This is a genomic window from Microbispora sp. H13382 (assembly GCF_014161445.1).
Classification (GTDB): Bacteria; Actinomycetota; Actinomycetes; order Streptosporangiales; family Streptosporangiaceae; genus Microbispora.
Genome location: NZ_JABBXA010000017.1, coordinates 98,864 through 125,421, shown reverse-complemented (window position 1 = coordinate 125,421; position 26,558 = coordinate 98,864). Strand labels below are relative to the sequence as shown.

24 protein-coding genes are annotated in these 26,558 nt (G+C 71.9%); 11 read left to right on the top strand and 13 right to left on the bottom strand.

Annotated features, from left to right (window positions below):
* Nucleotides 1–26: 26 nt before the first annotated feature.
* Entirely contained in the window at nucleotides 27–1,079 is a 1,053-nt protein-coding gene (locus HHX41_RS28620; RefSeq protein ID WP_310742221.1) for a leucine-rich repeat domain-containing protein, read from the bottom strand.
* Between the two features lie 309 nt (nucleotides 1,080–1,388).
* On the opposite strand from HHX41_RS28620, the gene HHX41_RS28615 reads away from it, so the two are divergent.
* Nucleotides 1,389–2,774, top strand: coding sequence for a cellulase family glycosylhydrolase (locus HHX41_RS28615; RefSeq protein ID WP_182908427.1), 1,386 nt, complete (start codon nucleotides 1,389–1,391; stop codon nucleotides 2,772–2,774).
* A 78-nt stretch (nucleotides 2,775–2,852) separates the two neighbouring features.
* On the opposite strand, the gene HHX41_RS28610 is transcribed toward HHX41_RS28615, so the two are convergent.
* The 3 genes from HHX41_RS28610 to HHX41_RS28600 all read right to left on the bottom strand — a co-directional run bounded on the left by HHX41_RS28610 (nucleotide 2,853) and on the right by HHX41_RS28600 (nucleotide 6,088).
* Nucleotides 2,853–3,428: a YqgE/AlgH family protein gene (locus HHX41_RS28610; RefSeq protein ID WP_079315330.1), complete on the bottom strand. Its 576-nt coding sequence runs from the start codon at nucleotides 3,426–3,428 to the stop codon at nucleotides 2,853–2,855.
* Between the two features lie 101 nt (nucleotides 3,429–3,529).
* Nucleotides 3,530–4,939 (bottom strand): NAD-dependent malic enzyme, encoded by a 1,410-nt coding sequence (locus HHX41_RS28605; RefSeq protein WP_182908478.1) that lies wholly within the window; start codon nucleotides 4,937–4,939, stop codon nucleotides 3,530–3,532.
* Nucleotides 4,940–5,173: 234 nt separating this feature from the next.
* Entirely contained in the window at nucleotides 5,174–6,088 is a 915-nt protein-coding gene (locus HHX41_RS28600) for a tetratricopeptide repeat protein (protein ID WP_182908426.1), read from the bottom strand.
* A gap of 128 nt (nucleotides 6,089–6,216) precedes the next feature.
* On the opposite strand from HHX41_RS28600, the gene HHX41_RS28595 reads away from it, so the two are divergent.
* Nucleotides 6,217–6,723: a DinB family protein gene (locus HHX41_RS28595; RefSeq protein ID WP_169982002.1), complete on the top strand. Its 507-nt coding sequence runs from the start codon at nucleotides 6,217–6,219 to the stop codon at nucleotides 6,721–6,723.
* A gap of 9 nt (nucleotides 6,724–6,732) precedes the next feature.
* Here the strand turns inward: HHX41_RS28595 and HHX41_RS28590 are convergent, their stop codons facing one another.
* Nucleotides 6,733–7,200 (bottom strand): Lrp/AsnC family transcriptional regulator, encoded by a 468-nt coding sequence (locus HHX41_RS28590; protein ID WP_211591907.1) that lies wholly within the window; start codon nucleotides 7,198–7,200, stop codon nucleotides 6,733–6,735.
* A 66-nt stretch (nucleotides 7,201–7,266) separates the two neighbouring features.
* Here HHX41_RS28590 and HHX41_RS28585 point away from each other — a divergent pair, with 66 nt between their 5' ends.
* Nucleotides 7,267–8,658, top strand: a complete 1,392-nt coding sequence (locus HHX41_RS28585) for a pyridoxal-dependent decarboxylase (protein ID WP_169982004.1) — start codon at nucleotides 7,267–7,269, stop codon at nucleotides 8,656–8,658.
* Nucleotides 8,659–8,856: 198 nt separating this feature from the next.
* Here HHX41_RS28585 and HHX41_RS28580 read toward each other — a convergent pair whose 3' ends face one another.
* Nucleotides 8,857–10,539, bottom strand: coding sequence for a methylmalonyl-CoA mutase (locus HHX41_RS28580; RefSeq protein WP_182908424.1), 1,683 nt, complete (start codon nucleotides 10,537–10,539; stop codon nucleotides 8,857–8,859).
* 195 nt (nucleotides 10,540–10,734) lie between these two features.
* Between HHX41_RS28580 and HHX41_RS28575 the strand changes: the two genes are divergently transcribed.
* Nucleotides 10,735–12,471, top strand: a complete 1,737-nt coding sequence (locus HHX41_RS28575; protein ID WP_310742220.1) for a S8 family serine peptidase — start codon at nucleotides 10,735–10,737, stop codon at nucleotides 12,469–12,471.
* A 382-nt stretch (nucleotides 12,472–12,853) separates the two neighbouring features.
* On the opposite strand, the gene HHX41_RS28570 is transcribed toward HHX41_RS28575, so the two are convergent.
* A complete protein-coding gene (locus tag HHX41_RS28570) occupies nucleotides 12,854–12,997 on the bottom strand; it encodes a hypothetical protein (RefSeq protein WP_182908423.1) in 144 nt (47 codons plus the stop codon).
* Between HHX41_RS28570 and HHX41_RS28565 the strand changes: the two genes are divergently transcribed.
* Nucleotides 12,996–14,360 (top strand): serine hydrolase, encoded by a 1,365-nt coding sequence (locus HHX41_RS28565; RefSeq protein ID WP_182908422.1) that lies wholly within the window; start codon nucleotides 12,996–12,998, stop codon nucleotides 14,358–14,360. The two genes, HHX41_RS28570 and HHX41_RS28565, sit on opposite strands and share 2 nt — an antisense overlap.
* On the opposite strand, the gene HHX41_RS28560 is transcribed toward HHX41_RS28565, so the two are convergent.
* Nucleotides 14,350–14,895, bottom strand: coding sequence for a MarR family transcriptional regulator (locus HHX41_RS28560; RefSeq protein WP_182908421.1), 546 nt, complete (start codon nucleotides 14,893–14,895; stop codon nucleotides 14,350–14,352). The genes HHX41_RS28565 and HHX41_RS28560 overlap by 11 nt on opposite strands.
* A 426-nt stretch (nucleotides 14,896–15,321) precedes the next feature.
* Here HHX41_RS28560 and HHX41_RS28555 point away from each other — a divergent pair, with 426 nt between their 5' ends.
* Nucleotides 15,322–17,415 (top strand): hypothetical protein, encoded by a 2,094-nt coding sequence (locus HHX41_RS28555; RefSeq protein ID WP_182908420.1) that lies wholly within the window; start codon nucleotides 15,322–15,324, stop codon nucleotides 17,413–17,415.
* 357 nt (nucleotides 17,416–17,772) lie between these two features.
* Nucleotides 17,773–18,495 carry a DUF4230 domain-containing protein gene (locus HHX41_RS28550; protein WP_310742219.1) on the top strand — a complete coding sequence of 241 codons (723 nt, stop codon included), beginning with the start codon at nucleotides 17,773–17,775 and terminating at the stop codon, nucleotides 18,493–18,495.
* A gap of 55 nt (nucleotides 18,496–18,550) precedes the next feature.
* Here HHX41_RS28550 and meaB read toward each other — a convergent pair whose 3' ends face one another.
* Both meaB and HHX41_RS28540 read right to left on the bottom strand, forming a co-directional pair.
* Nucleotides 18,551–19,567, bottom strand: coding sequence for a methylmalonyl Co-A mutase-associated GTPase MeaB (gene meaB, locus HHX41_RS28545; protein WP_182908419.1), 1,017 nt, complete (start codon nucleotides 19,565–19,567; stop codon nucleotides 18,551–18,553).
* A gap of 12 nt (nucleotides 19,568–19,579) precedes the next feature.
* A complete protein-coding gene (locus tag HHX41_RS28540) occupies nucleotides 19,580–20,773 on the bottom strand; it encodes an acetyl-CoA C-acetyltransferase (RefSeq protein ID WP_182908418.1) in 1,194 nt (397 codons plus the stop codon).
* 93 nt (nucleotides 20,774–20,866) lie between these two features.
* Between HHX41_RS28540 and mce the strand changes: the two genes are divergently transcribed.
* Complete coding sequence (gene mce / locus HHX41_RS28535; protein WP_139575889.1) at nucleotides 20,867–21,289, top strand: methylmalonyl-CoA epimerase; 423 nt, start codon at nucleotides 20,867–20,869, stop codon at nucleotides 21,287–21,289.
* A 180-nt stretch (nucleotides 21,290–21,469) separates the two neighbouring features.
* Nucleotides 21,470–22,771: a DivIVA domain-containing protein gene (locus HHX41_RS28530; RefSeq protein ID WP_169982012.1), complete on the top strand. Its 1,302-nt coding sequence runs from the start codon at nucleotides 21,470–21,472 to the stop codon at nucleotides 22,769–22,771.
* 111 nt (nucleotides 22,772–22,882) lie between these two features.
* Here the strand turns inward: HHX41_RS28530 and HHX41_RS28525 are convergent, their stop codons facing one another.
* The 3 genes from HHX41_RS28525 to HHX41_RS28515 form a co-directional block, all read right to left on the bottom strand.
* Nucleotides 22,883–23,653 (bottom strand): alpha/beta fold hydrolase, encoded by a 771-nt coding sequence (locus HHX41_RS28525; protein WP_182908417.1) that lies wholly within the window; start codon nucleotides 23,651–23,653, stop codon nucleotides 22,883–22,885.
* A 67-nt stretch (nucleotides 23,654–23,720) separates the two neighbouring features.
* Nucleotides 23,721–24,425, bottom strand: a complete 705-nt coding sequence (locus HHX41_RS28520) for an alpha/beta hydrolase (protein ID WP_169982014.1) — start codon at nucleotides 24,423–24,425, stop codon at nucleotides 23,721–23,723.
* Between the two features lie 21 nt (nucleotides 24,426–24,446).
* Entirely contained in the window at nucleotides 24,447–24,773 is a 327-nt protein-coding gene (locus HHX41_RS28515; RefSeq protein WP_211591909.1) for an ATP/GTP-binding protein, read from the bottom strand.
* A 200-nt stretch (nucleotides 24,774–24,973) separates the two neighbouring features.
* On the opposite strand from HHX41_RS28515, the gene nucS reads away from it, so the two are divergent.
* Nucleotides 24,974–25,648 (top strand): endonuclease NucS, encoded by a 675-nt coding sequence (gene nucS, locus HHX41_RS28510; RefSeq protein WP_182908416.1) that lies wholly within the window; start codon nucleotides 24,974–24,976, stop codon nucleotides 25,646–25,648.
* 51 nt (nucleotides 25,649–25,699) lie between these two features.
* Nucleotides 25,700–26,545 (top strand): ABC transporter ATP-binding protein, encoded by an 846-nt coding sequence (locus HHX41_RS28505; protein ID WP_182908415.1) that lies wholly within the window; start codon nucleotides 25,700–25,702, stop codon nucleotides 26,543–26,545.
* Nucleotides 26,546–26,558: the final 13 nt, after the last annotated feature.

Genomic DNA, 26,558 nt, shown 5'->3' with positions numbered 1-26,558 from the left:
CAGGCCGCAGGCCACCCGGCACCATCTCAGAGCAGGACGACGCACCCTCGCTCGCGCAGCGGGCGTACGCAGGCGGGCACCTCGTCGAGCTTGACCCACCGCAGGTCGAGTTTCTCAAGCCGAGGCAGCTCCGCCAGCCCGCCGGGCAGCGTGGCGAGGCGGGTCGCCCGCAGGTCCAGGTGGGTCAGGTCCGTCAGGCGGACGACGGAGTCGGGCAGCCGTTCCAGGGGATTGCCCCGCAGGTCCAGGTGGCGCAGCGCGCGCAGCCCGCCGATCGACTCGGGCAGCGCCGCGAGGCGGTTGTTCCTCAGGTGCAGCTCGCGCAGCCCGGTCAGGCGTCCGATCGTGTCCGGCAGCGCGGTCAGCCGGTTGTCGTGGACGCGCAACTCGTGCAGGCCGGTCATGCCGCCGATCTCCGCGGGCAGCGCGGCCAGCCGGTTCTCGGCGAGGTTGAGATAGCCGAGCCGGTCGAGCCGTCCCAGCGAGGCGGGCACCGACGTGAAGCCGTTGTCGCTCAGGTAGAGGTAGTCCGTGAGGCAGGGCAGGTCCCCGATCTCCGCGGGCACCTCGCGCAGCCGGTTGTGGCCGAGGTCGAGCATGCGCAGCTCGCGGAGCCGGCCCAGGCCGGGAGGAAGGTCCGCGATCTCGTTCTCCGCCAGGACGAGCGACCGCAGCCGGCTCAGCCGCCACAGCGTGTCCGGCACCGCGGTCAGCGCGTTGCGCCCGGCGCCGAGATGTTCGAGCGACACGAGGCGGCCCAGTTCGGGCGGGAGGGCCCCGATCCGGTTGCCGTAGAGCAGCAGGACCCGCAGCCGCTCCAGACGCGCGATCCACCCGGGCAACGTCGTGAGCGCGTTCCCGTCCAGGTCTACGTGGCGCAGCGTGACCATGTCGCCGAGCGCCGCGGGCAGCGACGTCAGCCCCGCGCCGGGCGCCACCAGGGCGACCGGCGCACCGCCGGCGAACCGTACGGCGCCAGGGGGCGCCCAGTCCACCACGGGCGCGGCGATGTCGGTGGGCGCATGGCTGGGCGTATCGGGGCCGGGCACATCACGGCCGGGCACATCGAAACCGGGCACGGCAGCCGACCCTACAGACCACCCGACTCGCCTCACAGCCTCACAGCCATACAGCCGCACAGACGCACAGACGCGAGGCGGCATCGCCGCGACGACAGGTGAACGTTTCATCGGTGTTTCACGGCGCCGGCGACAGCCCCCGAAGGGAGATCGCGCTGGTCCGGGTGGCCCACACAGCAGAACCGGTTCAGTTGCAGCAAACCGATGACGATCGCCCCGGAGGGCGCTCGCTGTACGGTTCCGGCTCCCCCCGCCTATGGTGCGTTCGGCGCTCCCACCGGCGCCGATCCCCCCCACCCGAGGTACAGAATGAGAACACGTTTCATCGCCGCGGGCGCGGCCGTCCTCGCCCTCCTGATGTCGGTGATCGCGATGACCCAGAGCGCGCAGGCCGCCACCGGACTCCACGTCAGCGGCACGAAGATCCTCGAAGCCAACGGGACCGACTTCGTGATGCGCGGCACCAGCCACGCGCACACCTGGTACGCGAGCCAGACGAGCTCGTTCGCGAACATCAAGTCGCTGGGCGCGAACACCGTCCGCGTCGTGCTCAGCGGCGGACGCTGGACGGCCAACTCGGCGAGCGACGTCTCCAACGTCATCTCGCTGTGCAAGCAGAACCGGTTAATCTGCGTGCTCGAGAACCACGACACCACCGGCTACGGCGAGCAGAGCGGCGCGTACACGCTCGACCAGGCCGTGGACTACTGGGTCGGCCTGAAGAGCGTGCTGACCGGCCAGGAGAACTACGTCGTCATCAACATCGGCAACGAGCCGTACGGCAACAACAACCCGTCCGCCTGGACCAGCGCGACCAAGAACGCGATCAGCAGGATGCGGACGGCCGGATTCCAGCACATGCTGATGGTCGACGCGCCCAACTGGGGCCAGGACTGGCAGTTCGTCATGCGTGACAACGCCGCCTCGATCTTCGCCGGCGACCCCCAGAAGAACACCGTCTTCTCGATCCACATGTACGGCGTCTTCGACACGGCGGCCGAGGTCACGGCCTACCTCCAGGCGTTCCAGACCGCCGGGCTACCGCTGGTGATCGGCGAGTTCGGCAACATGCACTCGGACGGCGACCCCGACGAGGACACGATCATGGCGCAGGCCCAGTCGCGGGGCGTCGGCTACCTCGGCTGGTCCTGGAGCGGCAACGGCGGCGGCGTCGAATACCTGGACCAGGTGACGAACTTCAACGTCAGCCAGCTCACCTCGTGGGGCCAGCGGCTCTTCAACGGCGCCAACGGCATCAAGTCCACCGCCAAGGAGGCGACGATCTACAGCGGTCAGCCGCCGGTGAGCCCGTCCGCCAGCCCGTCGGCGTCTCCCAGCGCCTCCCCCAGTGCCTCACCCAGTGCCTCGCCCAGCGCGTCCCCGAGCGGCGGCGCCAAGGGCTGCTCGGCGACGTACAAGGTCACCAACCAGTGGGGCGGCGGCTTCCAGGGCGAGGTGACCGTCAAGGCCGGCTCCAGTGCCGTCTCGGGCTGGACCGTGACCTGGACCTACGCGAACGGCCAGACGATCACCCAGGCGTGGAACGCCACGGTGACGTCGAGCGGATCGTCGATCACCGCCAAGAACGTGAGCTACAACGGCGGCCTCGGCGCCGGAGCGTCCACCTCGTTCGGGTTCCTCGGCTCCTGGAACGGCACCAACTCGGTGCCGGCGGTGAGCTGCACCGCGAGCTGAGACGCGGAGTTTCACCCACGGCCGGGCGCGCTCCCCGCGCCCGGCCTCCGCGTGTCACCGGGCAGGGTGTGCCGGGGCTCAGTTGAGCAGGGGGTCGTCCGGGAAGGTCGCGACGAGCGCGAGATCCCCCTTCTGCCGGCGTAACACGGTGCGCCAGAGCGTGGCCGGGTTCGGATGGAAGGTGTCCCCCGGCTCGGAGTCCACGACGTACCAGGCGCCCTCCTGAAGCTCGTTCTCGAGCTGTCCGGCGGTCCAGCCCGCATAGCCCGCGAAGATCCGCATCTGGGAGATCTCCCCCGCGAGGATCTCCGGTGGCGCGTCGAGGTCCACCGTGCCGAGGCGCGAGACCGCGGCCCTGCCCTGCAGCCGGCGCCAGCCGAGCGGCTCCTCGCCGCTGAGCACGACGGCCAGCGCGAGCGCGCTGTCCGTCTGCACCGGGCCGCCCTCGAACAGCACCGGAGGACCCGTGACCAGGGCGTCCCAGGAGGGCAGGACCTGGGTCACGGCGATCTCGCTGGGCCGGTTGAGCACCACGCCCAGAGTGCCGCCGTCTTCGTCGTGCTCCAGGACGAGCACCACGCTACGCCGGAAGTTGGGGTCGTCGAGCAGTGGCGTCGCTACGAGCAACCCGCCGACGTAGATCGCTTCCGCCATACATCCCATCATGAGGGAGGATTGCGGATTCGTGCACGCCGACCCCGGTTCGCCGCCTCATATTACTTAACGCGACGGCGTGGTCACCGAGGCAGGACCGGTCAGGCCTCGGTGAAACCGCGCGCCCTGCCCCCGGCCGACTCCCGTACGGCGGCCGCCACGGCGTTGGCCACGTCGGGGTGGAAGACGCTCGGGATGATGTAGTTGGGGCCGAGCTCCTCGCTCGTCACGACCGCGGCCAGCGCGCGCGCCGCCGCCAAGAGCATCTCCGGTGTCACGCCGTCCGCCTGGGCGTCGAGCAGGCCGCGGAACACGCCCGGGAACGCGAGCACGTTGTTGATCTGGTTGGGGTAGTCCGACCGGCCCGTCGCCACGACCGCCGCGTGCTCGCGGGCGTCGTCGGGGGAGACCTCCGGCTCGGGGTTGGCCAGCGCGAACACCACCGCGTCCTTCGCCATTGCGGCGACGTCGTCCCCGGTGAGGATTCCCGGCGCGGAGACTCCGATGAAGACGTCGGCGCCCTTGACCGCGCCGCGCAGGTCGCCGCCGTACCCCTCGCCGTTGGTGTGCTCGGCGATCCACCGCAGCGAGTCGTCGAGGTCGTCGCGGCCGAGGTGCACCGCGCCCAGGTAGTCGCAGACGACGACGTTCCGCGCCCCGGCCGCCAGCAGCAAACGCAGGACGGCGGTGCCGGCCGCACCGGCGCCGGCCATCGCGATCCGCACCTCGGAGAGCTCCTTGCCGACGACCTTCAGCGCGTTCGTCAGCGCGGCGAGCACGCAGATGGCGGTGCCGTGCTGGTCGTCGTGGAAGACCGGGATGTCGAGCAGCTCACGCAGCCGCCGCTCCACCTCGAAGCAGCGCGGCGCCGAGATGTCCTCGAGGTTGATGCCGCCGAAGCCGGGCGCGATGGCGCGCACGGTCGCGACGATCTCGTCCACGTCCTGGGTGTCGAGGCAGATGGGCCAGGCGTCGATGCCGGCGAACCGCTTGAACAGGGCGGCCTTGCCCTCCATCACCGGCAGCGCGGCGGCGGGGCCGATGTTGCCAAGTCCGAGGACGGCCGAGCCGTCGGTGACGACGGCGACCGAGTTCCGCTTGATCGTGAGGCGGCGGGCGTCCTCGGGGTTGCGCGCGATCGCCAGGCTGACCCGGGCCACACCCGGGGTGTACGCCATCGAGAGCTCGTCGCGGTTGCGCAGCGGGACCTTCGACTGCATCTCGATCTTGCCGCCGAGGTGCATGAGGAAGGTCCGGTCGGAGACCTTGTGGATCGTGACGTCCTCGACCGCGCCGAGGCTGTCCACGATCGCCTGCACATGGTCGGCGTCCTTGGCCGCGCACGTCACGTCGATACGGAGCTTCTCGTGACCCGCGTTGGTCACGTCGAGGGCGGTCACCACGCCGCCCGCGTTCTCCACCGCGTGGGTGAGCAGGCTTACCGCCTTGCCCCCTGCGGGCACCTCGAGGCGTACAGTGATCGAGTAGGACACGCTGGGCACGGTGGCCACGTCTATCCGCTCCTTTGCGGGGTGTTGCCTGGCCGTGCTCTCCCGGCAGTTGGGCGCGGCCTCCGTGTGGCGGCCGCGCTCGCGCATCCGGCTGGACGGCTCATGGGTGCTATCCATCGTGCCATCCCCCGCCGGGTGTTTCAGCCCGGACCCGTGCTGTTCACCCCACACTCCGCCCGGGGCCGCGCGCCGCCGTACCGACGTGATGGGCCGGCGGGCGCGGACCGGAACCGGTCAGAAGAGCGCGTTGGCCAGCGCCCTGCGCGCGCGCGTGACCGAGGGATCGTCGGCGGGCAGTGCGTCGAACAGCCCCAGCAGGTGGACCCGCGCCTTGTCCCTGTCCGCGCCCCGGGTGCGCCGCACAAGCGCGATGAGCCGGTCGAACGCCTCGTCCACCTGCCCGTTCACCATCTCCACGTCGGCGGCCTGGACCTGCGCGTCCACGTCGTCCTGGCCCTCCGCGGCCCGGCGCAGCACGTCGGCCGGGTCGAGGTCCTGGGTGCGCCGCAGCAGCCCGACCCCGGCGAGACCGATCTTCGCACCCTCGTCCGACGGCGACCTCGCCAGCAGGCGCTCGAACGCCGCGGCCGCGGCGTCCAGGTCGCCCTTCTCCACGGCCTGCTCGGCCGCCAGGAGCTCGGGGTCGATCGGCGGTTCGCCGGGCTCCTCCTCGCCCGGCGCGGCCGGCTCCATGCCGAGCTGATCGAACACCTGCGCCAGCGCCTGCCGGAGCTGCGCCTCCGGCAGCGGGCCCTCGAACAGGGGCATGAGCTGCCCCTGGAAGGCCAGGTAGACGGTGGGCACCGCGCGCATCCGCAGCGCCTGGGCGAGCTGCGGGTCGGCCTCCACGTCCACCCTGGCCAGCACCCACGCGCCCGCCGCCTCCGCGGCCAGCTTCTCCATCACGCCGCTGAACTGCCGGACCTGCTCGGCCCTGGTCACCGTCGCCTCGACGATCACGGGAACGCTCAGGGAGCGCTCCACCACGTCGGCGTTGAAGGTGGCCGAGGTCACCTCGATGACGTCCGCCGAGGCGGCTCCGGCCGGCCCGGCGGCTTCACGCCGCGCCTGGGCCTCGAGTGCCTGCTTACGCGCGCCGAGGTCCACGGCGCCGTAGAGCGATCCAGGTCGAGAGAACTCCGCTGCCATACCCCCAATCCTGCCGTACGCGCCCGCGTGATCCGTGCGTCCCCGCCGCAGATCCTTCTGAGATCCGGCCGGGCTCGCGCCCGCCGTAGGGTGAACAGCGCACGTTCACCGCGCGAAGGGAGCAGGACATGGCCGTGGAACGCGTTGGCCCGCCGAGCATCGCCGGTGAGCGCGAGATGCTGCGCGCGTTCCTCGACTATCACCGGGCCACGCTCGCGCTGAAGTGCGACGGCCTGTCGGACGAGGAGCTGCGCCGCAGGTCGATGCCGCCGTCGACGCTCTCGCTGCTCGGCCTGGTGCGGCACATGGCCGAGGTCGAGCGCACGTGGTTCCGCCGTGTGATCGGCAAGGAGGACGTGCCGCTGGTCTGGTCGGAGGAAGGCGACTACCAGGTGGCGTACGACGCGAGCGGGGCCACCGGTGCGGAGGCGTTCGCCGCCTGGCAGGCGGAGGTCGAGCACTCCCGCAGGATCGAGCGCGCGGCCGAGTCGCTCGACGTCACCGCCTACCAGCCGCGGTGGGGCGAGGAGGTGTCGCTGCGGCTGGTCATGCTGCACATGATCCACGAGTACGCCCGGCACAACGGCCACGCCGACTTCCTGCGCGAGGGCGTCGACGGGACCGTGGGCGTCTGAGACAGCTCTTCAGCTCACCGGGCCCTGGACGGTCCTGCGCTCGGTACGGAAGATCAGCGTCGTCTCGAGATGGACGATCTCCGGCCGGACCAGGATGCGCTCGAGGATCAGGCGGTGCAGGTGATCTGCGTCGGGCACCGCGACGTGCACCAGGAAATCCTGCGGGCCGGCCACGTGGAACAGCGCGACCGTCTCGGGGAGCCCGAGCACGAACGCCCGCAGCGGGTCCACGAGCTGGCTCGTGTGGGGCCGCACGCGCAGCGCCAGCAGCGCCTCCAGCGGCCGTCCGAGCGCCTGCGTGTCGACCTCCGCGCGGAAGGCCGTGATCAGCCCGCGCCGGCGCAGCGACCGCACGCGTTCGAGCGCGGTGGAGGGGGCGACGCCGACCCGCTCGGCGAGGTCCTTGTTGGGCAGCCGCGCGTCCTTCTGCAACAGCTCCAGGATCTTCCTGTCGGTCGAATCCAGTTCGACGGTCACAGTCCTGTTCCTTCGTCGATTCGGCGTTCGTGGCGGACTGACGTCCGATAGGGCCATTATTCGGGCATGACACCGAATCACACCTGGGACATCGACGACTTCGTCCACGCCGCCGAGGTGACCGTGCACGGGCTCGCCGCGTACGTGCGGGAGAGCCAGGGCGGAACGGTGCCGGTGATCCGCCGCAGACCCCCCGGCGAGCTGGCCGGACGGCTCGGGCTCGCCCGGTGGATCCGGGAGGGTGGCATGACGGCGGAGACCTACCGGGAGTGGCTCGACGCCTATCTCGTGGAGGGAACGCGGCTGCACCATCCGGCCTACCTCGCCCATCAGACGGCCGCGCCCGACTTTCCCGCCGCGCTGGCCGACTTCGTGCACGGCGCGATCAACAACCCTATGGCGATCTACGAGATGGGGGCCGCCGCGGCGACGGTCGAGTTCGAGGTGCTGCGCTGGATGCTCGGCAAGGTCGGCTTCGCCGAGGGCGGCGGCGTGTTCACCCACGGCGGGTCGCTGGCCAACCTGACCGCGCTGCTCGCGGCGCGGGCCGCCGCCGCCCCGGACGCGTGGACCGAGGGCGTGCCCGGCGATCTCGCCGTCCTCGCGCCGCCGTCGGCGCACTACTCGATCACACGGGCGGCGGCGATCCTCGGCCTGGGCGAGCGCGCGGTCGTGCCGCTCGACGTGGACGACCTGGGCAGGATCGACGTGGCGCGGCTGCCCGAGGGGCTCGACCGGGCGCGGCGGGCCGGTCGCCGGCCGATGGCCCTGGTCGCCGCCGCGTGCGCCACCGGCACCGGCCTGTACGACGACCTGCGGCCCATCGGCGAGTTCTGCGCCGGGAACGGGCTGTGGTTCCACGTGGACGGCGCGCACGGAGCGTCGGCGCTGCTCAGCGAGGAGCACCGCCATCTGCTCGACGGCGTCGAGCTGGCCGATTCGATCATCTGGGACGCCCACAAGATGCTGCGCACCTCCGGCCTCGCGGCCGCCGTGCTCGTCCGGCGCGAGGGGGACCTGGACGCCGCGTTCCGGCAGCAGGCCAGCTACCTGTTCTACGGCGACCAGGGGTTCGACCTGATCGGCAGGACCGTGGAGTGCACCAAGGCCGCACTCGGGCTGAAGGTGTTCCTCAACCTGGCCTGGCGGGGCGAGCGGGGCCTCGGTGAGCACGTGGCGGGGCGGTACGCCGCCGCGCACCGCTTCTGGGAGCTGGCCCGCGAGCGGCCCGGCTTCCACTGCCCGTACGAGCCGGAGAGCAACATCGTCTGCTTCCGGTACGGCGACGGCGACCAGGCCGCGATTCGCGAGACCCTGCTGGAGGAGGGCTCCTTCCATCTGACCTCGGCCGAGGTCGGCGGCGTACGCCACCTGCGGGTGACGGTCATCGCCCCCGCCACCGACGACAAGACCCTGGAGTCCCTCCTCGACCGCGTCGCCGCGCTCGCCCCCGCCTGACGGATGCCGACCTGCGACTCGGCACTGCGAACTTGGGGGCATCCGCCTGTGACGATGAGGGTGCCGTCGGACGCCGACGCGCATGTCACCGGATGACGCCGAGCCGCCATCTTGAGCCGGGCTCGCGGCTTGGGCCTTGCGCAGGGTGAGGGCCACCGCCGCGCCGACGAGAGTCAGCGCGGCGGCCGGCGCGGACAGTCAGAAGGCGGCGGGCTCGGCGTAGGTGCCCCACTCCTCGCGCAGGACGTCGCAGATCTCGCCCAGCGTGGCCTCGGCCCGTACGGCCTCCAGCATGGGCGGGATCATGTTGTCGTCGCCCTTGGACGCGGCCCGCAGGGCGGCCAGCGCCGCGACGACGGCCTTCTGGTCCCGCGCGGCGCGCCGCCCGGCCAGCACCCTGCGCTGCTCGACCTCGACCTCGTGGCTGATCCGCAGGATCTCCAGCGGCTCCTCAACTGTCGCGGTGTGGCAGTTCACGCCGACGATCCGCTTGTCGCCTTTCTCCAGCTTGCGCTGGTAGTCGAAGGCCGACTCGGCGATCTCCGACATGAACCAGCCGTCCTCGATGCCCCGCAGGATGCCGGCGGTCATCGTGCCGTCGCCGCCCATCTCACGGACCCTCGCGAAGATCTTCTCCGCTTCGGCCTCCAGCCGGTCGGTCAGCGCCTCGACGTACCAGGAGCCGCCGAGCGGGTCGACGACGTTGACGACCTCCGTCTCCTCCATGATCACCTGCTGGGTGCGCAGTGCGATCTCGGCGGCCTTCTCCGACGGCAGCGCGAGCACCTCGTCCAGCGCGTTGGTGTGCAGCGAGTTCGTGCCGCCGAGCACGGCCGCCAGCGCCTCGATCGCGGTGCGGACGATGTTGTTGTCCGGCTGTTGCGCGGTCAGCGACACCCCGGCCGTCTGGGTGTGGAAGCGCAGCCACTGCGCCTTCTCCGTGCGGGCGCCGTACACGTCGCGCATCCAGCGGGCCCAGATCCGCCGGGCCGCGCGGAACTTCGCGATCTCCTCGAAGAAGTCGATGTGGGCGTCGAAGAAGAACGACAGGCCCGGCGCGAAGACGTCCACGTCGAGCCCGCGCGACAGGCCCAGCTCGACGTAGCCGAAACCGTCCGCGAGCGTGAAGGCCAGCTCCTGCGCGGCCGTGGCCCCGGCCTCGCGGATGTGGTACCCCGACACCGACAGCGGCTTGTACGCGGGAATCTCGGCGGCGCAGAACTCCATGAGGTCGCCGATCAGCCGCAGGTGCGGCTCGGGGGCGAACAGCCACTCCTTCTGCGCGATGTACTCCTTGAAGATGTCCGTCTGGAGGGTGCCGTTCAGCTTCCCGACCGGCACGCCCTGCCGCTCGGCCGCGACCACGTACATGCAGAAGATCGGTACGGCGGGCCCGCTGATGGTCATGGACGTGGTGACGTCGCCGAGCGGGATGCCGTCGAACAGCAGGTCCATGTCGAGGGCCGAGTCGATCGCCACGCCGCAGTGGCCCACCTCGCCGAGCGAGCGGGCATCGTCGGAGTCGCGGCCCATCAGCGTCGGCATGTCGAACGCCACCGACAGGCCGCCGCCTCCGGCGCCGAGGATCATCTTGTAGCGCTCGTTGGTCTGCCTGGCGTTGCCGAACCCGGCGAACTGGCGGATGGTCCAGGGCCGGCCGCGGTAGCCGGTGGCGTACAGGCCGCGAGTGAAGGGGAACTCGCCCGGCCAGCCGATGCGCCCGAACCGGGGGTCGTCCCCGGACGGCCCGTACACGGGATCCAGGTCGAGTCCCGACAGGGTGCGGAACTCACGGTCCCGCTTGAAGGCGGCGTCGTACCGCGCCTGCCACCGGGCCCTGCCCGCCTCGATCGACTCGGCGCTCGTCGCGTCCGGCTCCATGCGTCCCTCCCCGTGTCTCACTCTCCGAGAAGATACTAGGACGTCCTACTAAATCCGGCCAGCACCGGTCCCCACTGACCGCCCGCGTCCCCGGCAGCCATGTCACACGTTGGTCGCGAATTCTCACGGACCTTTGACAGGTCCGAGAAATCTTCAACCATGGTCAGCGCCCTTGAAGTCCACATGGAGGTGGATGTGAAGCGCTTGACAGTCGTCGCCGCGACCGCGGCGATGGTGGCGGCAACCCTCACCACACCCGCGCAGGCCGTACCCGCGGCCGCCGGGTCGGCGACCCAGACCGAATACGTGGTTCTGTACAAGGAAGGCGCGGCCGCCGCGGACGCCCAGAAGGCGATCGAAGCGGCGGGCGGCAGCGTGATCAAGGTGAACGCCGAGGTCGGGCTGGCCACGGTCAGCACCACCAACGCCGACTTCGCGGGCGCCCTGAAGGGCGTCGCGGCCATCGAAGGCGTCGCCCGCAACCGGGTGATCGGCAGCGCGCCGGACGACGCGAAGGCGTCCGCCGCCGCGAGGAAGGCCGTGACGCAGGCGGCCAAGAGCAAGGCGGTGGAGAAGGAGGGCCGGGCCGGCGCCCCGGCCGCGAAGTGGGGCCGCAACGTCAAGGACGAACCGCTCGCCGACCTGCAGTGGGACATGAAGCAGATCCACGCGGACGAGGCCCACAGGTTCGAGCAGGGTGACAAGGGCGTGCTCGTCGGCATCCTCGACACCGGCGTCGACGGCTCGCACCCCGACATCGCGCCGAACTTCGACCGGCGGCTGAGCCGCAACTTCACGGTCGACCTGCCGGCGGACGCCAACGGCAACGTGATCGACGGCAAGTGCGAGGACGACCCCGACGGCTCCTGCACCGACCCGAACGACGTGGACGAGGACGGCCACGGCACCCACGTCGCCTCGTCGATCGCCTCGCCCATCAACAGGCTGGGCGTTTCGGGCGTCGCTCCCAAGGTGACCATCGTGAACCTGCGGGCCGGCCAGGACTCGGGCTACTTCTTCCTCCAGCCCACCGTCGACGCCCTCACCTACGCCGGCGACATCGGCGTCGACGTGGTCAACATGAGCTACTACATCGACCCGTGGCTGTTCAACTGCGCGGACAACCCGGCCGACAGCCCGGAGGAGCAGGCCCAGCAGCGGCTGTACATCGCCGCCACCCAGCGGGCGATCGACTACGCGCACGCGCACGGCGTGACGCTCGTCAGCGCGGCCGGCAACCAGGCGATCGACTACACCAAGACGAACGTCGACTCCGGCAGCCCCGACTACGCCACCTTCCCCGGCCAGCAGACGGAACGGACCCGGACCATCCCCCCGTCCTGCGTCTCCCTCCCGGGTGAGGCCGAGCACGTGATCTCGGTCTCCTCGACCGGGATCAGCAAGCGGAAGGCCTACTACTCGAGCTACGGCAACGGCTACGTCGACGTGGCCTCACCCGGCGGCGACGTCTACGACACCCCCGGCGACACGAGGGACATCACCAAGGCCACGCTCTCCGCCTACCCCAAGGCGCTCGCCGTCGCCAACGGCGAGATCGACGAGAACGGCGACCCGACGGTGCCGTACGTCGTGAAGGACTGCAAGGGCTCGGTCTGCGCCTACTACCAGTACCTGCAGGGCACCTCGATGGCCTCGCCGCGCGCGGCCGGCGTCGCGGCGCTGATCGTCAGCCGGTACGGCCAGCGCGACCGCGCCCGCGGCGGACTGACGATGGACCCGGACAAGGTGGAGGCGATCCTCAAGGGCACGGCCACCAGGACGGCCTGCCCGAACCCGCCCGCCTACACCTACACCCGCCACCTGCCGGACGGCACCACGGCGACCGCCACGCACACCTGTGAGGGCGCCGCCGACAACAACGGCTTCTACGGCAGGGGCATCGTCGACGCCCTGCGCGCCGTCGGCCGCTGAGCTGAGCTGACCGGAGGCGCACCCGTGCGCCTACCCTGGGCCGGTGGCGCACCCCATGCGGTGGTGCGCCACCGGCCCACCCGGGCGGCGCGGATCAGGAACCGCCGAGACAGGCGAGGACCGCGGCGACCCGGCGGATGTCCGGACTGGCCTCCAGCCCCAGCTGCCCTCTACCCGCGACGCGCCGGCGTGCTTGAGCGCGTTGGCTATCACCTCGCTGACCACGAGATACATCGCTCCCTCGATCTCGTCCGGGAACCTGCGGGTGCGCAGGGCCGGGTCGGCCGTAACGGTGGTCGCGACCGGCAGGCCCGAACACCGCCCCTCGACCGCCCGGGGGCCCGCCGGGTGTCGCGACCGCGCAGTGATCGTTAGCGTGAGATCACGTGAACGCCCACCGCCGCGGCGAACCGCCGACGGCCCGCACCCGGACGCCGCACTTCCTACCGCGAAGGAGCTCTCTCGTGCCGATCGCGCCGAGATCGATGCGCACCAGTTCACTGTGCAGGTTGACGATTCCCCTCATGAGCGCGGCACTGGCGCTCGCCGTGGCGGCCACCGCCGCCCCCGCCGCCGCGGCTCCCGCTGCCGTCGGCGCCGGTGCGGCGCCCGCCACGCCGGCGCCCACCCCCGCTCCCACCGGCACGCCGGACATTCCGAACTCGCCGGTGGGCGAGCAGCTTCGCTGGTTCCTGACGGCGGCCGCGGCCCTCCCGATCCCCGAGGACCAGATCAGGGCGCACTTCAGCGCCGGCTTCCTCGCACAGGTTTCCCCGGCCCAGCTGAACGAGGTCCTGAAGAGCCTGGGCGGCCTGCGGCTCGAGTCGCTGGCCGACGTCACGCCCACTGCCCTGTCCGGGATGGTCACGACCGGCCAGGGACGTCTCCAGATCTCCATGGCCGTCGACGGCGACGGGAGGATCGCCGCCCTCCTGTTCCAGCAGGAGCAGCGTCCGGCGCCGCGCAGCTGGGCCGAACTGGACAAGCGGCTGCGTGCGCTCGCGCCCCGGGTGGGGTTCCTGGCGGCCGAGGTCCGCGGGAACGGCGCCTGCCGTCCCGTGCACACCGTCGCGCCGGACACCCCCCGGCCGCTCGGGTCCATGTTCAAGCTGTACGTGCTGGGCGCGACGGCCGAGCAGATCAAGAAGGGCCGGTTCTCCTGGGACACGCCCCTGACCATCCGGCCCGGCTTGAAGAGCCTGCCCAGCGGCATACTGCAGGACCGTCCCGACAACAGCACGGTCTCCGTACGGGAGGCGGCCAAGCTGATGATCTCGATCAGCGACAACACGGGCGCCGACCTGCTGATCGACAAGGCCGGCCGCGCGAGGGTGGAGACCCAGATGAGCAAGTGGTCCCGTCACGCGGCGCTGAACCGGCCGTTCCTCACGACCAGGGAGCTCTTCCTTCTCAAGGGCGCGGACTACCCCCGCCTCGCGAAGAACTACCTGCCGCTCGACCGTTCCCGGCGGTACCGCTATCTGGCCACCACCGTCGCCCGCACGCCCCTGACCGAGGTGAAGGTGTGGAACAAGCCCCGGGACATCGACAGGCTGGAGTGGTTCGCCTCGCCCGGCGACGTCTGCCGGGCCTTCGCGGGCCTGTCCGCGCTGAACACGCCGCCCCTCGACGAGGCCATGTCGGCCAACGACGCCGGGCTGGGGCTCGACGCCAAGGCCTGGCCCACCGTCTGGTACAAGGGCGGATCCGAGCCCGGTGTGCTCTCCATGGGCTTCCTCGCCCGTGACGCCGCGGGCAGGACGTACGTGGTGACCGCGCTCACGAGCGACCGCCGCTCCGCACTGGACGAGAACGCGGCCGCGCCCGAACTGCTGGCCCTCGTCCGGGGCTCGTTCACGATGCTGGCGAAGGACCGCGTCAGGGGCTGAAGTCGCCCGCGGCGACGCGCAGGGTCCTGAGCAGGCCGAACATCTCGCCGAGCTCGGCGTCGTCGTACATGCCCATGCAGAAACCCGCGTTCATCAGGTCGGCCGTGGCCCGCCGTACGATGTCCCGGCCCTCGTCGGTGATCTCGGCGAGCACGCCGCGGCCGTCCCGCGGGTTGCGCATGCGGCGGACCAGGCCGGCCCGTTCGAGGCGGTCCACCGTGTTGGTCACGCTCGTGGGGTGCACCATCAGCCGCTCGCCGATCTTCGACAGCGGCAGCGATCCGGCCCGGCTGAACGTGAGCAGCACGAGGGCCTCATACCTGGCGAAGGTCAGGTCGTACGGCTTGAGCAGCGTGTCCAGTTGCGCCAGCAGGATCTGATGGGCTCTCATGATCGAAGTGACGGCGGCCATGGCGGACGACGGCCCGAACGTCGAACGCCAGGTCTCGGCCGCCCGCTCGATCGGGTCGAACGGGAGCTTGAGCGGCCGGGGGCCACCCGTGGGCGGCGGCTCTGAGCTGGGCGGAACGGACACAGCGATATACGGTAGCGCGACGCCGACCAAGATCTACCGGCGCACCGAGCGTAACCGGATTCATTCCTTGACCCCAGAACTCCCCCCGTCAGGGTCACGCTCCGTTATGGTTGCCACGTCGAAAGGTGAGGCGGCGGCAAACCCGGCGGCACGGGGAACCCCGTCTGCTAGAGGACGTCTCGCGGAGCTTGCCTCGCGCGGCCGCCCAGGTATCCGGGGTGGTCCCGCCGGGGCAAGGGGGGTCCGCGGGGACGCGTCCGACGGCGGGCGAGGCGATGCCGGCCGGCGAACCAGCGCCACGGGGAACGGCGTCGGTTCGCGCACCGCTCACACAGACACGGGGGAGATTCTCAATGGACAGCATCGCTGTCCCGGCGCCGCATGCGCGCCGGACTTCGGCGGCGTGGCCATGGGCCGCGCCCTACTGTGGGTGAGCATAGGGGCGGTTCACGCGGTGAGCTGAGACACGGCGCGCTGGTCGCGGCGACCGTGCTGCTCGTGCTGGCGCTCGTCGCCGCGTGGAGCGTCCTCATTCCCGGTTTCATGGACTGGGATGACATAGTGGCGGCCGTCATCGGCTCGCTGCGCCTGACGGGACCGCTCGGAGCCGCGTTCGCGGCCTGGGTCGCGTTCCGCAGGCGCCGCGCCGAGCGGGGCCGCGTCCTGACGCCGTGGCGGGCCGCACGGGCGCCGCTGTCGATCATCGCGGTCGTCACTGGCTCCTTCGGGGCGACCGTGCTGCTGCTCGGGCTGCGCGCCGCGCTGACCGGGCAGGGCGGGCCGCTGCTGCCCGGCGGTCTCGCGATGTCCGTCGCCGGGCTGGGGCTGTACGTCGTGGTCGGCTGGATCCTGGGCTGGCTCGTGCCGGTCGTCGTCGTCCCGCTGATCGCGGGCGCCGGCACCTACGGGCTGTTCACCTGGCTGGCCACCGGGCCCAACTGGGCCGACCGGCTCACCCCCGCCACGGGTGAGCCGTACGACCTGATCGCGGGCGTCAGCGAGACCGCGTACACGGACCAGACGCTCTGGCTGCTGGGCCTCAGCACCGCGCTGCTCCTCGGCTGGGTGGCCCTGGTGACCCGGCGGACGCTGGCGCTGGCCGCCGCGGTGATCGCCGTCCTGGCCGCGGGGACCGGCGCGGCCCGGCTCGTCACCGTGCCGCGGACGATGCCCGTGAGCGAACGCCTGGTGTGTCAGGAATGGCCGATCAGCGTGTGCGTGCATCCGGCTCTGCGCGGGGGCCTGGCCGAGCTCGCCACCGTGTTCACCGCGCTCGCGATGCGCCTGAACGGGACACCGGCCGCCTTCCGCCGGGTGGAGCAGCGGGCGTACGGCGAGGAGGACCCGGCAGGGCCGGAGGTGGTCGTCGTCCACATCGACGACCTCGGGTCCGGGTACGCCCAGCGGGCGGCCGTCGAGTTCCTCGACCGCCTGGCCCGCCCGTGCCCGGGAACCGTGGCCGCGGGCTACCGGGGCATCGTCGTCGCCTGGCTGCGGGGCACCTCGCTGCCCGGCGGACCGCTGCGCGAGCACCACCAGGCCTCCGTCTGGTTCTCCGAGCTGACCGAGGCCCAGCGGCACGACTGGCTGCGCATGTTCTACTCCGACTTCGTCTCCTGCGGGCTGCAGGCCAAGCACTTCGGCGGCGGCTCCCGGCCCGCCGGCCCCGTGGCGACGGCCTATCCGGCGAGCCCCACCCCCGCGTACGCGCCGAACTATCCGGTCGAGCCGACCTATCCGGGTACGGCCGTCGCCACCGGCGTGCCGGTCGACCCGGAGCCCGGCTGGGAGCGCGGCGCGGACCCGGGCGCCGGCGGAACCGGTATGGGGTGGACCGGCCCGAGCCCGTCCGTTCCCGCGTGGCCGTCTCCTCCCACCGCGAGCCCCGCGGGCCAGGGTTCGACGGGCCAGGGTTCGACGGGCCAGGGTGGTCCGGGGTCGTGGGACATGCCGGGCGGCGAAGGCGCCCGGAGAGACGACCCCTGGTCCCGCGGCCGGGGCCGGTCGCCGCACCCCTGGCGGCCCGGAAGGACCGGCAGGCCCGGGGACACGCCGCCCCCCTATCGGCCGGGCGAGCCCGGCGCGAGCCCGTCACCCGTCCCGAGCATGCCCGGCCGCCTCCAGCCCGGCGGCCCGGCGGCGCAGGGAGGAGGTCAGGGAGGGACGCAGGGCCGGGAGAACACCCCGGACCGCGGGCGGCCGTCGGGGCAGGGCGGCCTCGGCCGGACGGGAGGACCTCGGGGAAACGGCGGCCAGGGCGCGGACGACGGGCGGGGCGGGCGGCGCGCCCGGCCGGAGCGCCTCCCCGGTCACGGCGGCGCCTCCGGCCATGCCTCTGGTGGCGCCCCCGGGGGTGCGGGGAAGGACCGGCGTCCCGTGCACGACGGCGGACGCACCGACCGTGCCCGGCCCGCCACTGGGGACGCCACCGGCGCCCGCGAGGCGGACCTCCAGGAGGACGCGCAGGAGGACCCCGGTGTGACCGGCGTACCCGGCGCGCTCCTGGCCCCCGCCTCATGACGCCGGCCCCACCGTGGGGACGGCAGGCACCGCGCGACGAGCGGCACCGACGCCACCAACTCCGGGCCCCGCCCCGGAGCGCGCGGAGGTGGACGGCACGCTGCGGGCCCAACATGAAGGGTCGGGCACACCCGCAGAGCCGGGCGCACCGGCCTCCGGCCCCGCCCCGGAGCGCGCCCGGAGACGCGCGGCGTCCGGCACGGGACCGGCGGGGCGGCGTATGGCGCGGGACCGGTGGGGCGGCGTACGGCGCACGGCCCGGGCGAAAGACGGGTTTCGGAGGGCCGAAGCAGGGCTTCTCGGCAGAATCGATCTTGCGATGAGTGAGAGGGCGGAAATACCGGGAAGATTTCCGCCGTGGACCGTCAGACCCGTCCCTCGTTCGCGCCGGCCGACTCCGGCGCCGCCGCCACCGACGCCACGGCGAGCGCCGGGCCCCCCGCACGCCGCCCCCGGCGCGGCTGGCGGGTGCTCGCCGGCCTGCTGTTCGTGGTCCTGCTGCTCGTGGTCGGCGCCCGGCTGACCTGGTCCTGGCTCAACCCGCTGGGCGAGCAGACCATCGATCGCAGCGGCCCCGCGCTGCTCCGGTCGGTGCAGAACCTGAGCCGCTTCGAGGCCGCGACCGGCAACTTCCAGGTCATCGTCGACCTGGAGAAGGACGCGAAGTTCCTGCCCGACGCGATCAAGGGCTCCCGCACGCTCTTCGTTGGAGCCGGGAACGTGGACGCCTACGTGGACTTCTCCGCCCTGCCCAAGGACGCCTTCACGGTCTCCCCCGACCGCACGACCGTGACCGTGCGGCTGCCGCACGCCGAGCTGGAGAAGCCCAACCTCGACAACAAGCGGTCGTACGTCTTCGCACAGGAGCGGGGCATCTTCGACCGGATCTCCGACTTCCTGTCGTCGTCCCCGCAGAACCAGCAGGAGCTCTACGTGCTGGCCGAAGGCAAGATCGAGGAGGCGGCCGCCGCCAGCGACCTGCGCTCCCGGGCGGATCAGAACGCCAAGGCCATGCTGGAGGGCATGCTGAAGTCCCTCGGCTTCACGACGATCACGGTCAAGTACGCCGGCGAGCCCTGACCCGTCGGCCGCCGTGACGCGAGAGCCGTACGGGCAGGGCCTTGGGCCGGTTGGCTCAGCGCAGCGCGGCGATGAGGTCGTCGGCGGCGGCGTAGGGGTCGGTCTCGGCGCCGAGCAGCCGCTCGGCGAGCGCGTCGAGGCGGTCCCCGTGGAGCACGGCGAAGCGCGACCGGAGCTGGGCCAGCGCGATGGCCTCGATCTCGTCGCGGGCCCGGGCCAGCCGCCGCCTGCGGGCCTCGCCGGACTCCTCCAGGTATGCCTGGTGCTTGTCCAGCGCGGCCAGCAGGTCTTCGGCGCCCTCGCCCCTGGAGGCGACGGTCGTGACGATCGGGGGCCGCCACGCCGTCTCGATCAGGCCCGTCATGTTCCGCAGCTCCCGCACGGTCGCCTGGACGCCGTCGCGGTCGGCCTTGTTCACCACCAGGACGTCGGCGACCTCGAGGATGCCCGCCTTGGCGGCCTGCACGCCGTCGCCCATGCCCGGAGCGAGGATGACGACGGTCGTGTCGGCCAGGCGGGCGATGTCCACCTCGGCCTGCCCGACGCCGACCGTCTCGACGAGGATCACGTCGCACCCGGCGGCCTCCAGCACGCGCAGCGCCTGCGGCGTGGCCCACGCGAGCCCACCGAGGTGTCCCCGGCTCGACATGCTGCGGATGAAGACGTCGGGGTCGGTCGCGTGGTCCTGCATGCGTACGCGATCGCCGAGCAGGGCGCCGCCGGTGAACGGGCTGGACGGGTCGACCGCCAGCACCCCCACCCTGCTGCCGCGCCTGCGGAACGCCCGGATGAGCATGCCGGTCGAGGTCGACTTGCCGACGCCGGGAGAGCCGGTCAGGCCGATGACCCGGGCGCTGTACGGCCGGGCGGCGCCGGTGGCCAGCTCGGCCATCGCCTCGCGCAGGGCACGGCTCGCCGCCGCGGCTCCCGCCTGGTCTCCCCCGGCATGCCCCTTGGTGTCGGCCGCGTTCTCCACGGCGTTCTCCACGGCGTTCTCCACCAGCGAGATCAGCCGCGCCACCGCGCGCGGCCGTCCCCGCCGCGCCTGCCCGACGAGCTCACGGACGTCCACGTACGGCTCCGCTCAGGCGCCGGGCGCGGGCACCCGGATGATGAGCGCGTCACCTTGGCCGCCGCCGCCGCACAGGCCGGCCGCGCCGAGGCCGCCGCCGCGCCTGTTCAGCTCGTGGGCCAGGGTCAGCACGATCCGGGCGCCGGACGCGCCGATCGGGTGGCCGAGCGCGATGCCGCCGCCGTTGACGTTGACCTTGTCGAGCGGGACGCCGAGCTCCTTCGCCGACTGCAGCACGACCTGGGCGAACGCCTCGTTGATCTCCAGCAGGTCGAGGTCGTCGACGGACAGCCCCTGCTTGGCCAGCGCCTGCTTGATGGCGTTGGCGGGCTGGGACTGGAGCGAGTTGTCCGGGCCGGCCACGTTGCCGTGCGCGCCGATCTCGGCCAGCCATTCGAGGCCCAGCTCCTCGGCCTTGGCCTTCGACATCACGACCACGGCGACGGCGCCGTCGGAGATCTGCGAGGCCGATCCGGCCGTGATGGTGCCGTCCTTGGTGAACGCCGGGCGCAGCTTCGACAGGACCTCGACCGTGGTGTCCTTGCGGATGCCCTCGTCGGCGGAGAACAGCACCGGGTCACCCTTGCGCTGCGGCAGCGGCACCGGGACGATCTCGTCGTCGAACAGGCCCTTCTCCGTCGCCTCGGCGGCGCGCTGGTGCGACCGCGCGGAGAACTCGTCCTGCTCCTCCCGGGTCAGGCCGAGCCTGGCGTTGTGGTGCTCGGTGGACTCGCCCATCGCGATCTGGTCGAACGCGTCGGTGAGCCCGTCGTGGGCCGTCGCGTCCACGATCCCGGCGCTGCCGTACTTCACGCCCTTGCGCAGGCCGGGCAGCAGGTGCGGCGCGTTGGTCATCGACTCCATGCCGCCCGCGACGACGACGTCGAACTCGCCCGCGCGGATGAGCTGGTCGGCCAGGGCGATCGCGTCCAGGCCCGACAGGCAGACCTTGTTGATCGTGAGGGAGGGCACGGTCATGGGGATGCCGGCCTTCACCGCCGCCTGGCGCGAGGGGATCTGGCCGGCCCCGGCCTGGAGCACCTGTCCCATGATCACGTACTGGACCTGGTCGGGGGAGACACCCGCACGCTCCAGCGCGGCCTTGATCGCGATCCCGCCCAGCTCGACGGCGGACAGATCGGAGAGCGAGCCGAGGAGCCGTCCGATCGGTGTGCGTGCTCCGGCGACGATGACGGAACCAGACATTGGGACCCTCCACTACGAGATCGGGGCGACGGTGTCACCATACCCAGGAGTAGTACGGCCGCCCGGAAGCGGGCGCGGCGAAGGGAGACGGCGATGCTGCTGCGAATCGACCACGTGGGCGTGGCCTGCCACAACCTGGAAGAGAAGATCGAGTTCTACGAGTCCGTCTTCGGGCTGACCGTCGTCAGCCGCGAGGTGAACGAGGAGCAGGGCGTCCGGGAGGCCATGTTGCACGTGGCCGACGGCGACCAGGGCGCGTCGTACGTCCAGCTCCTCGAACCGCTGCACCCCGACACCGCCGTGGGCAGGTTCCTCGCCAAGCGGGGCGAGGGCGTGCATCATATCGGGTACGGCGTGGCGGACGTCACCAAGGCCCTGGAGGAGATCGGGGCGAAGGGCGTGCGCCTGATCGACGAGCGGCCCAGGCACGGGTCGATGGGAGCCTCGATCGCGTTCCTGCATCCCAAGGACGTGGGAGGGGTTCTCACCGAGCTCGTCGAGACGTCCAGGCGCTAGGCAAACGCAAGAAACGTTCATACGTAACAAGTCGCGCAGAAAGTCGGAGGGGGCCTCCAAGGCGGCAGTACCGGAGTACGCTGGCGTACCACCGGACGTGGACGCCACACCGGCTTCCTCGCCTCGGAACGACCCCCCGTCCGGCCCCTGTAGCCGTCTCGACAACCAGGATCGAGCCTCATGCAGTCCGACATCGACGCCCAGCTCAACAACTTCTTCGAGGACGCTCCATCTCGCGAATTCGACGTGGTGCTCCGGGGTTATGACCGGCACCAGGTCCACGACCACCTGAAGACTCTCGACACCGAACTGCGTCAGGCGAAGGAACAGGTCGGCGCCCTCCAGCGGGAGCTGTCCGACTCCCAGCGCCAGTTGCAGGAGCAGGAGCGGCCGACGTACTCCGGTCTCGGCGCCCGCATCGAGCAGCTGCTCAGGCTGGCGGAGGAGCAGGCCACCGAGCTCGTCCAGGCGGCCAGGTCGGAGGCGAACGAGATTCGCGCCGCCGCGAAGGTGGACGCCGCCGACCTGCGGGCGGCGGCGGAGAACGAGGCGGCCGAGAAGCGGGCGCTCGCGGTGCGCGAGGCCGAGGAGATGCGCAGCAGCGCCGAGCGCGACGCCGAGGAGATCCGCTCGACGGCCAGACGCGAGGCCGACGAGCTGACCGCCACCACCGAGCGCGAGGTCGCCAAGATCCGCGCCACCGCCGACCACGAGGTCGCGGAGAAGCGGGCGGACGCCGAGCGCGAGATCGCCAAGCTGCGCACCACGACGGAGCGCGAGGTCGCCCAGCTGCGCGCCTCGACCAAGCGCGAGCGCGACGAGGTTCTCACCACCGCCAAGCGCCAGGCCGACGAGATGCGGGCCCAGGCGCAGCGGATCCTGGAGGAGTCGGAGGCCAAGCGCGCCCAGGACGAGGCGGAGTTCGAGATCCAGCTCGCCGCCCGCCGCGAGGAGGCCGAGCGCCAGGAGGCCGAGCGGCACGCCACCGCCCAGGCCAACACCCAGAAGCTGGTGGCCGAGGCCGAGCAGCGCGCCGCCACCGCCGAGCAGCGGGCCGCCAAGGCCACGCAGCAGGCGGAGCAGACCCGCCGCGAGGCCGACACCCACGCCAAGCAGCTGCTGGCCAACGCCCGCAAGAACGCCGACCAGCTGGTGTCCGACGCCAAGTCCAGCGCCGACACGATCGTGACCGAGGCCAAGAACGAGGCCGAGCGCACCCGTACGGCGATGCAGCGCCAGGTCGACGAGCTCACCCGCCAGCGCGACAGCATCACCAGCCACCTCGCCCAGCTCCGCCAGCTGCTCGGCGGCGCCCCGCTGCCGGGCATGGAGTCGGAGCCGGCGCCCGTCACCGCGGCCCCGCCGAAGCCGGCCCTGTCGGCTCCGCCGGTCGCGGAGAAGCCGGCCGTGCCCGCCACGCCGGCCGTCGAGCCGATCAGCTCCACCAAGAGCGACGATGACGCGGAGTGGTGGCAGGAGTAGCCACCGGCACACTCGGGGGTCTGGACGGCTGTCTGAGCGGGGCCCGGCGCCAAGCGCCGGGCCCCGCTCTCATATCGCTGAGACCGGCCGAGGGGACCCGGCCGAGACAGGTCAGCCGAGGGACGTGACGAACTCGGCGACGACCCGGTTGAACGCCTCCGGCTGCTCGATGGCGGACAGGTGGCCCGCCTTCTCGATGACGGCGAGCCGTGCCTGCGGGATGGCGTCCACCATCGCCCGGGCGTCCGGGATCGGCGACAACTCGTCCTCGTCGCCCACGACGACCAGCGCGGGCACCGTCAGCGACCGCAACGTGCCGAACGCGTCGGGCCGCGCCGCCATCGCCCGCTGGGCCCATGCGACGGCCGCGGGCGGCGCCGCCTGGACGAGCCCGCGCACGCGCCCGAGGACCATCCCCCTGCGCTCCTTGGTGGTCGCGCCGACCATCGCGGGCAGCGACTCGGTCACCAGGATGTCCGTGCCGCCTTCCAGGACCGCGGCGGCGATGCGCTCCCTGTTCGCCCGGGCCGGCTCGGGGTCGGCCTGCGCCTTGGTGCCGGCGAGGATCAGCCCGCGTACGCGGTCCGGGTGACGGCGGCACAGCGCCATCGCCACGTAGCCGCCCATGGACAGGCCGCCGATCACCGCACGGTCGACGCCCTCCCGGTCGAGCAGGCCGGCCACGTCGTCGGCCATGAGGTCGATCGAGGGCTCGTCGTCGCCGAGCATCGTGCCGCCGAAGCCGCGCAGGTCCGGAGTGATCACGCGGCAGGCGGACGCGAGTCCCTCACGCTGGGCGAGCCACATCGCGGAGGACAGGGGGAACGCGTGGAGCAGGACGACTGGCAGGCCGCTCCCGGCGGATCGCGCGTACAGCTGCATCAGGTCACGGTAACGCGCCGCGCGCCCACCGCCGCCGTTCGTCACCGATTCGCGATCCGCGGCCCGATCAGACCGTGGTCGGCAACGGGGCCGCGGCGGCGTTCACGCGTTTGACGATCTCGTTCAGCACGATCCGCACGTACGGCTCGCCGACCCACAGGTGCTTGGCCCCCTCCACGCCGACGACCTCGGCCTGCGGAGCCGCCGCGAACCGGTGTACGGCCTCCTCCGGCCGCAGGTAGTCGTCGTGCTCCGGCACCAGGGCCACCAGCGGGCGGCCGAACTCCCCCCAGGCGGCGACGTCCTTCTCGCCGGCCCGCTTCAGCGGCGGCGACAGCAGGATCGCGCCCCGCACGATCGGGTCGCGGCCCCACTTCAGGGCCAGCTCGGTGCCGAACGACCAGCCGAGCAGCCAGGCGTTCGGCAGGTCGTGGAAGTCGGCGTACTCCAGGGCGGCGGCGACGTCCCACCGCTCCCCCTCGCCGCCGTCGAAGGCCCCCTGGGAGGTCCCCCGGTCGGAGGTCGTGCCCCGGGTGTTGAAACGCAGCACGGCGATGTCGGCGAGCGCGGGCAGCCGGTAGGACGCCTTGCGCAGCACGTGGCTGTCCATCATCCCGCCGTGGGTGGGCAGGGGGTGCAGGCAGACCAGCGTCGCCACCGGCGGCCGGCTCTCCGGCAGCGCCAGTTCGCCGACGAGAGTCAGCCCGTCGGCCGTTCGCAGCTCGATGTCCTCGCGCCGGGCAGGCAGCACCGTGGACGCCCTGATGTCCATTCCCACCTCGAAAAGCTCGTGTCAGTAGCGGCTGCGGCCCGGACCCCGGTTGGCCCGGTTGCGCCAGCACGCGGTGTGCCAGTGCCGCCGCTCGTCCTCTCCCCCGGACCAGGCCGGCCAACTCACCACGTGCGGCAGCCCCGGCCCGATCTCCTGCTCGCATCCCGGGCACCGGTACGCCTTGCCCTGGGCGGCGCCGGAGACGTTGCGGACGACCCAGTCGCCGTCGTGCGCGCTCTCCACCCGGTCCACCCCGGGCACCTGGGAACCCACGGGCCGTACGGCACGGCCGTCCGGACGTTCGAACGGGCCGCGGCGGCGGGCACGGCGGGGGCTCACGGCGGGCATCCTTCCAGGGGGTTCATGTCTGGCAGAACGGGAGATGACAGCCCATTCTTCCAGCACCGGCTCAGCCTCCGTACGCGCGGACGCCTCGAACTCCGCGCACCACGCCGGCCCTCCCTCCGGGCTCCCCCGATGTCCGGGGCATGCCGGACAGTGTCCCAGAACGCCTCGGGACCTCCGCGATCCCGGTAGGGTTGGCGCACATGCGGCTGGTCATCGCGCGGTGCAGCGTGGATTACGTGGGACGGCTCACCGCCCATCTCCCCATGGCCCCCCGGCTCATCCTGATGAAGGCGGACGGCTCGGTCTCGATCCATGCGGACGACCGGGCGTACAAGCCTCTGAACTGGATGAACCCCCCCTGCAAGGTCCGCGAGGAGGCGATCGACGGCGTGCTCACCTGGTCGGTCGTCCACGGCAAGACCGGGGAGAAGCTCGTGCTCACGATCGAGGAGGTCCTGCACGACTCCAGCCACGAGCTGGGCGTCGACCCGGGGCTGCGCAAGGACGGCGTCGAGGCGCACCTGCAGGAACTGCTCGCCGAGCACATCACCACGCTCGGGGACGGCTGGACGCTGGTGCGCAGGGAGTACATGACCGCGATCGGTCCCGTGGACATCCTGTGCCGCGACCACGTCGGCGGCACGGTGGCCGTGGAGATCAAGCGGCGTGGCGACATCGACGGCGTGGAGCAGCTCACCCGCTATCTCGAACTGCTCAACCGCGACCCGCGCCTGGCTCCGGTCAAGGGCATCTTCGCCGCCCAGGAGATCAAGCCCCAGGCCCGCGTGCTCGCCGCCGACCGGGGCATCGACTGCGTGACGCTCGACTACGACGCCCTGCGCGGCATCGAACCGGAAAATCCCACGCTCTTCTAAGCGAAGTCGCCCGCCTATAACGCAATGACCGGATATCGTCTCATTCGGGCGATGGTGCATTATTGGCGCGTGCAAAATGCCATATATGTACGAGGCCTAACAAAGCGGTACGGCGAGGTTCAGGCCGTCGCCGGTCTCGACCTCGACATCGAGCAGGGCGAGGTCTTCGCCATCCTCGGCCCGAACGGCGCCGGCAAGTCGACCACGGTGGAGATCCTGGAGGGCTACCGGTCCCGCGACTCGGGAGAGGTCAGCGTGCTGGGCGTCGATCCCGCCAGACCCACCCGGGAGTGGCGGTCGCGCGTCGGCATCGTGCTTCAGACGGCCAACGACGCGGCCGAACTGACCGTGCGCGAGACCGTACGGCACTTCGCGACCTACTACCCACGCCCGCGCGATCCCGACGAGGTCATCGAGCAGGTCGGGCTCACCGGCAGCGCCGGAAAGCGGGTCCGCCAGCTGTCCGGCGGCCAGCGGCGCCGGGTCGACGTCGCCCTCGGCGTGATCGGCAACCCTGAGCTGCTGTTCCTCGACGAGCCCACGACGGGCTTCGACCCCGAGGCGCGGCGTCAGTTCTGGGAGCTCATCGCGGGCCTCGCACGCGACGGCACGACGATCGTGCTGACCACCCACTACCTCGACGAGGCCGAGGCTCTCGCCAACCGGGTCGCGGTCGTCGCGGGAGGGCGGGTCGTCGCCGAGGGCACCCCCGCGACCCTGGGCGGCCGGGGCACCGCGAAGGCCCGGGTGACCTGGTCTGAGGGCGAGATCGAGACCGACGACCCCACCAGGACCGTGATCGAGCTGTCCCGCAGGTACGACGGGGAGGTCCCCGGCCTGACCGTCACCCGGCCCACGTTGGAGGACATCTACCTGCGGCTCATCGAGCCGTCCTGACGCCGCACTCCCC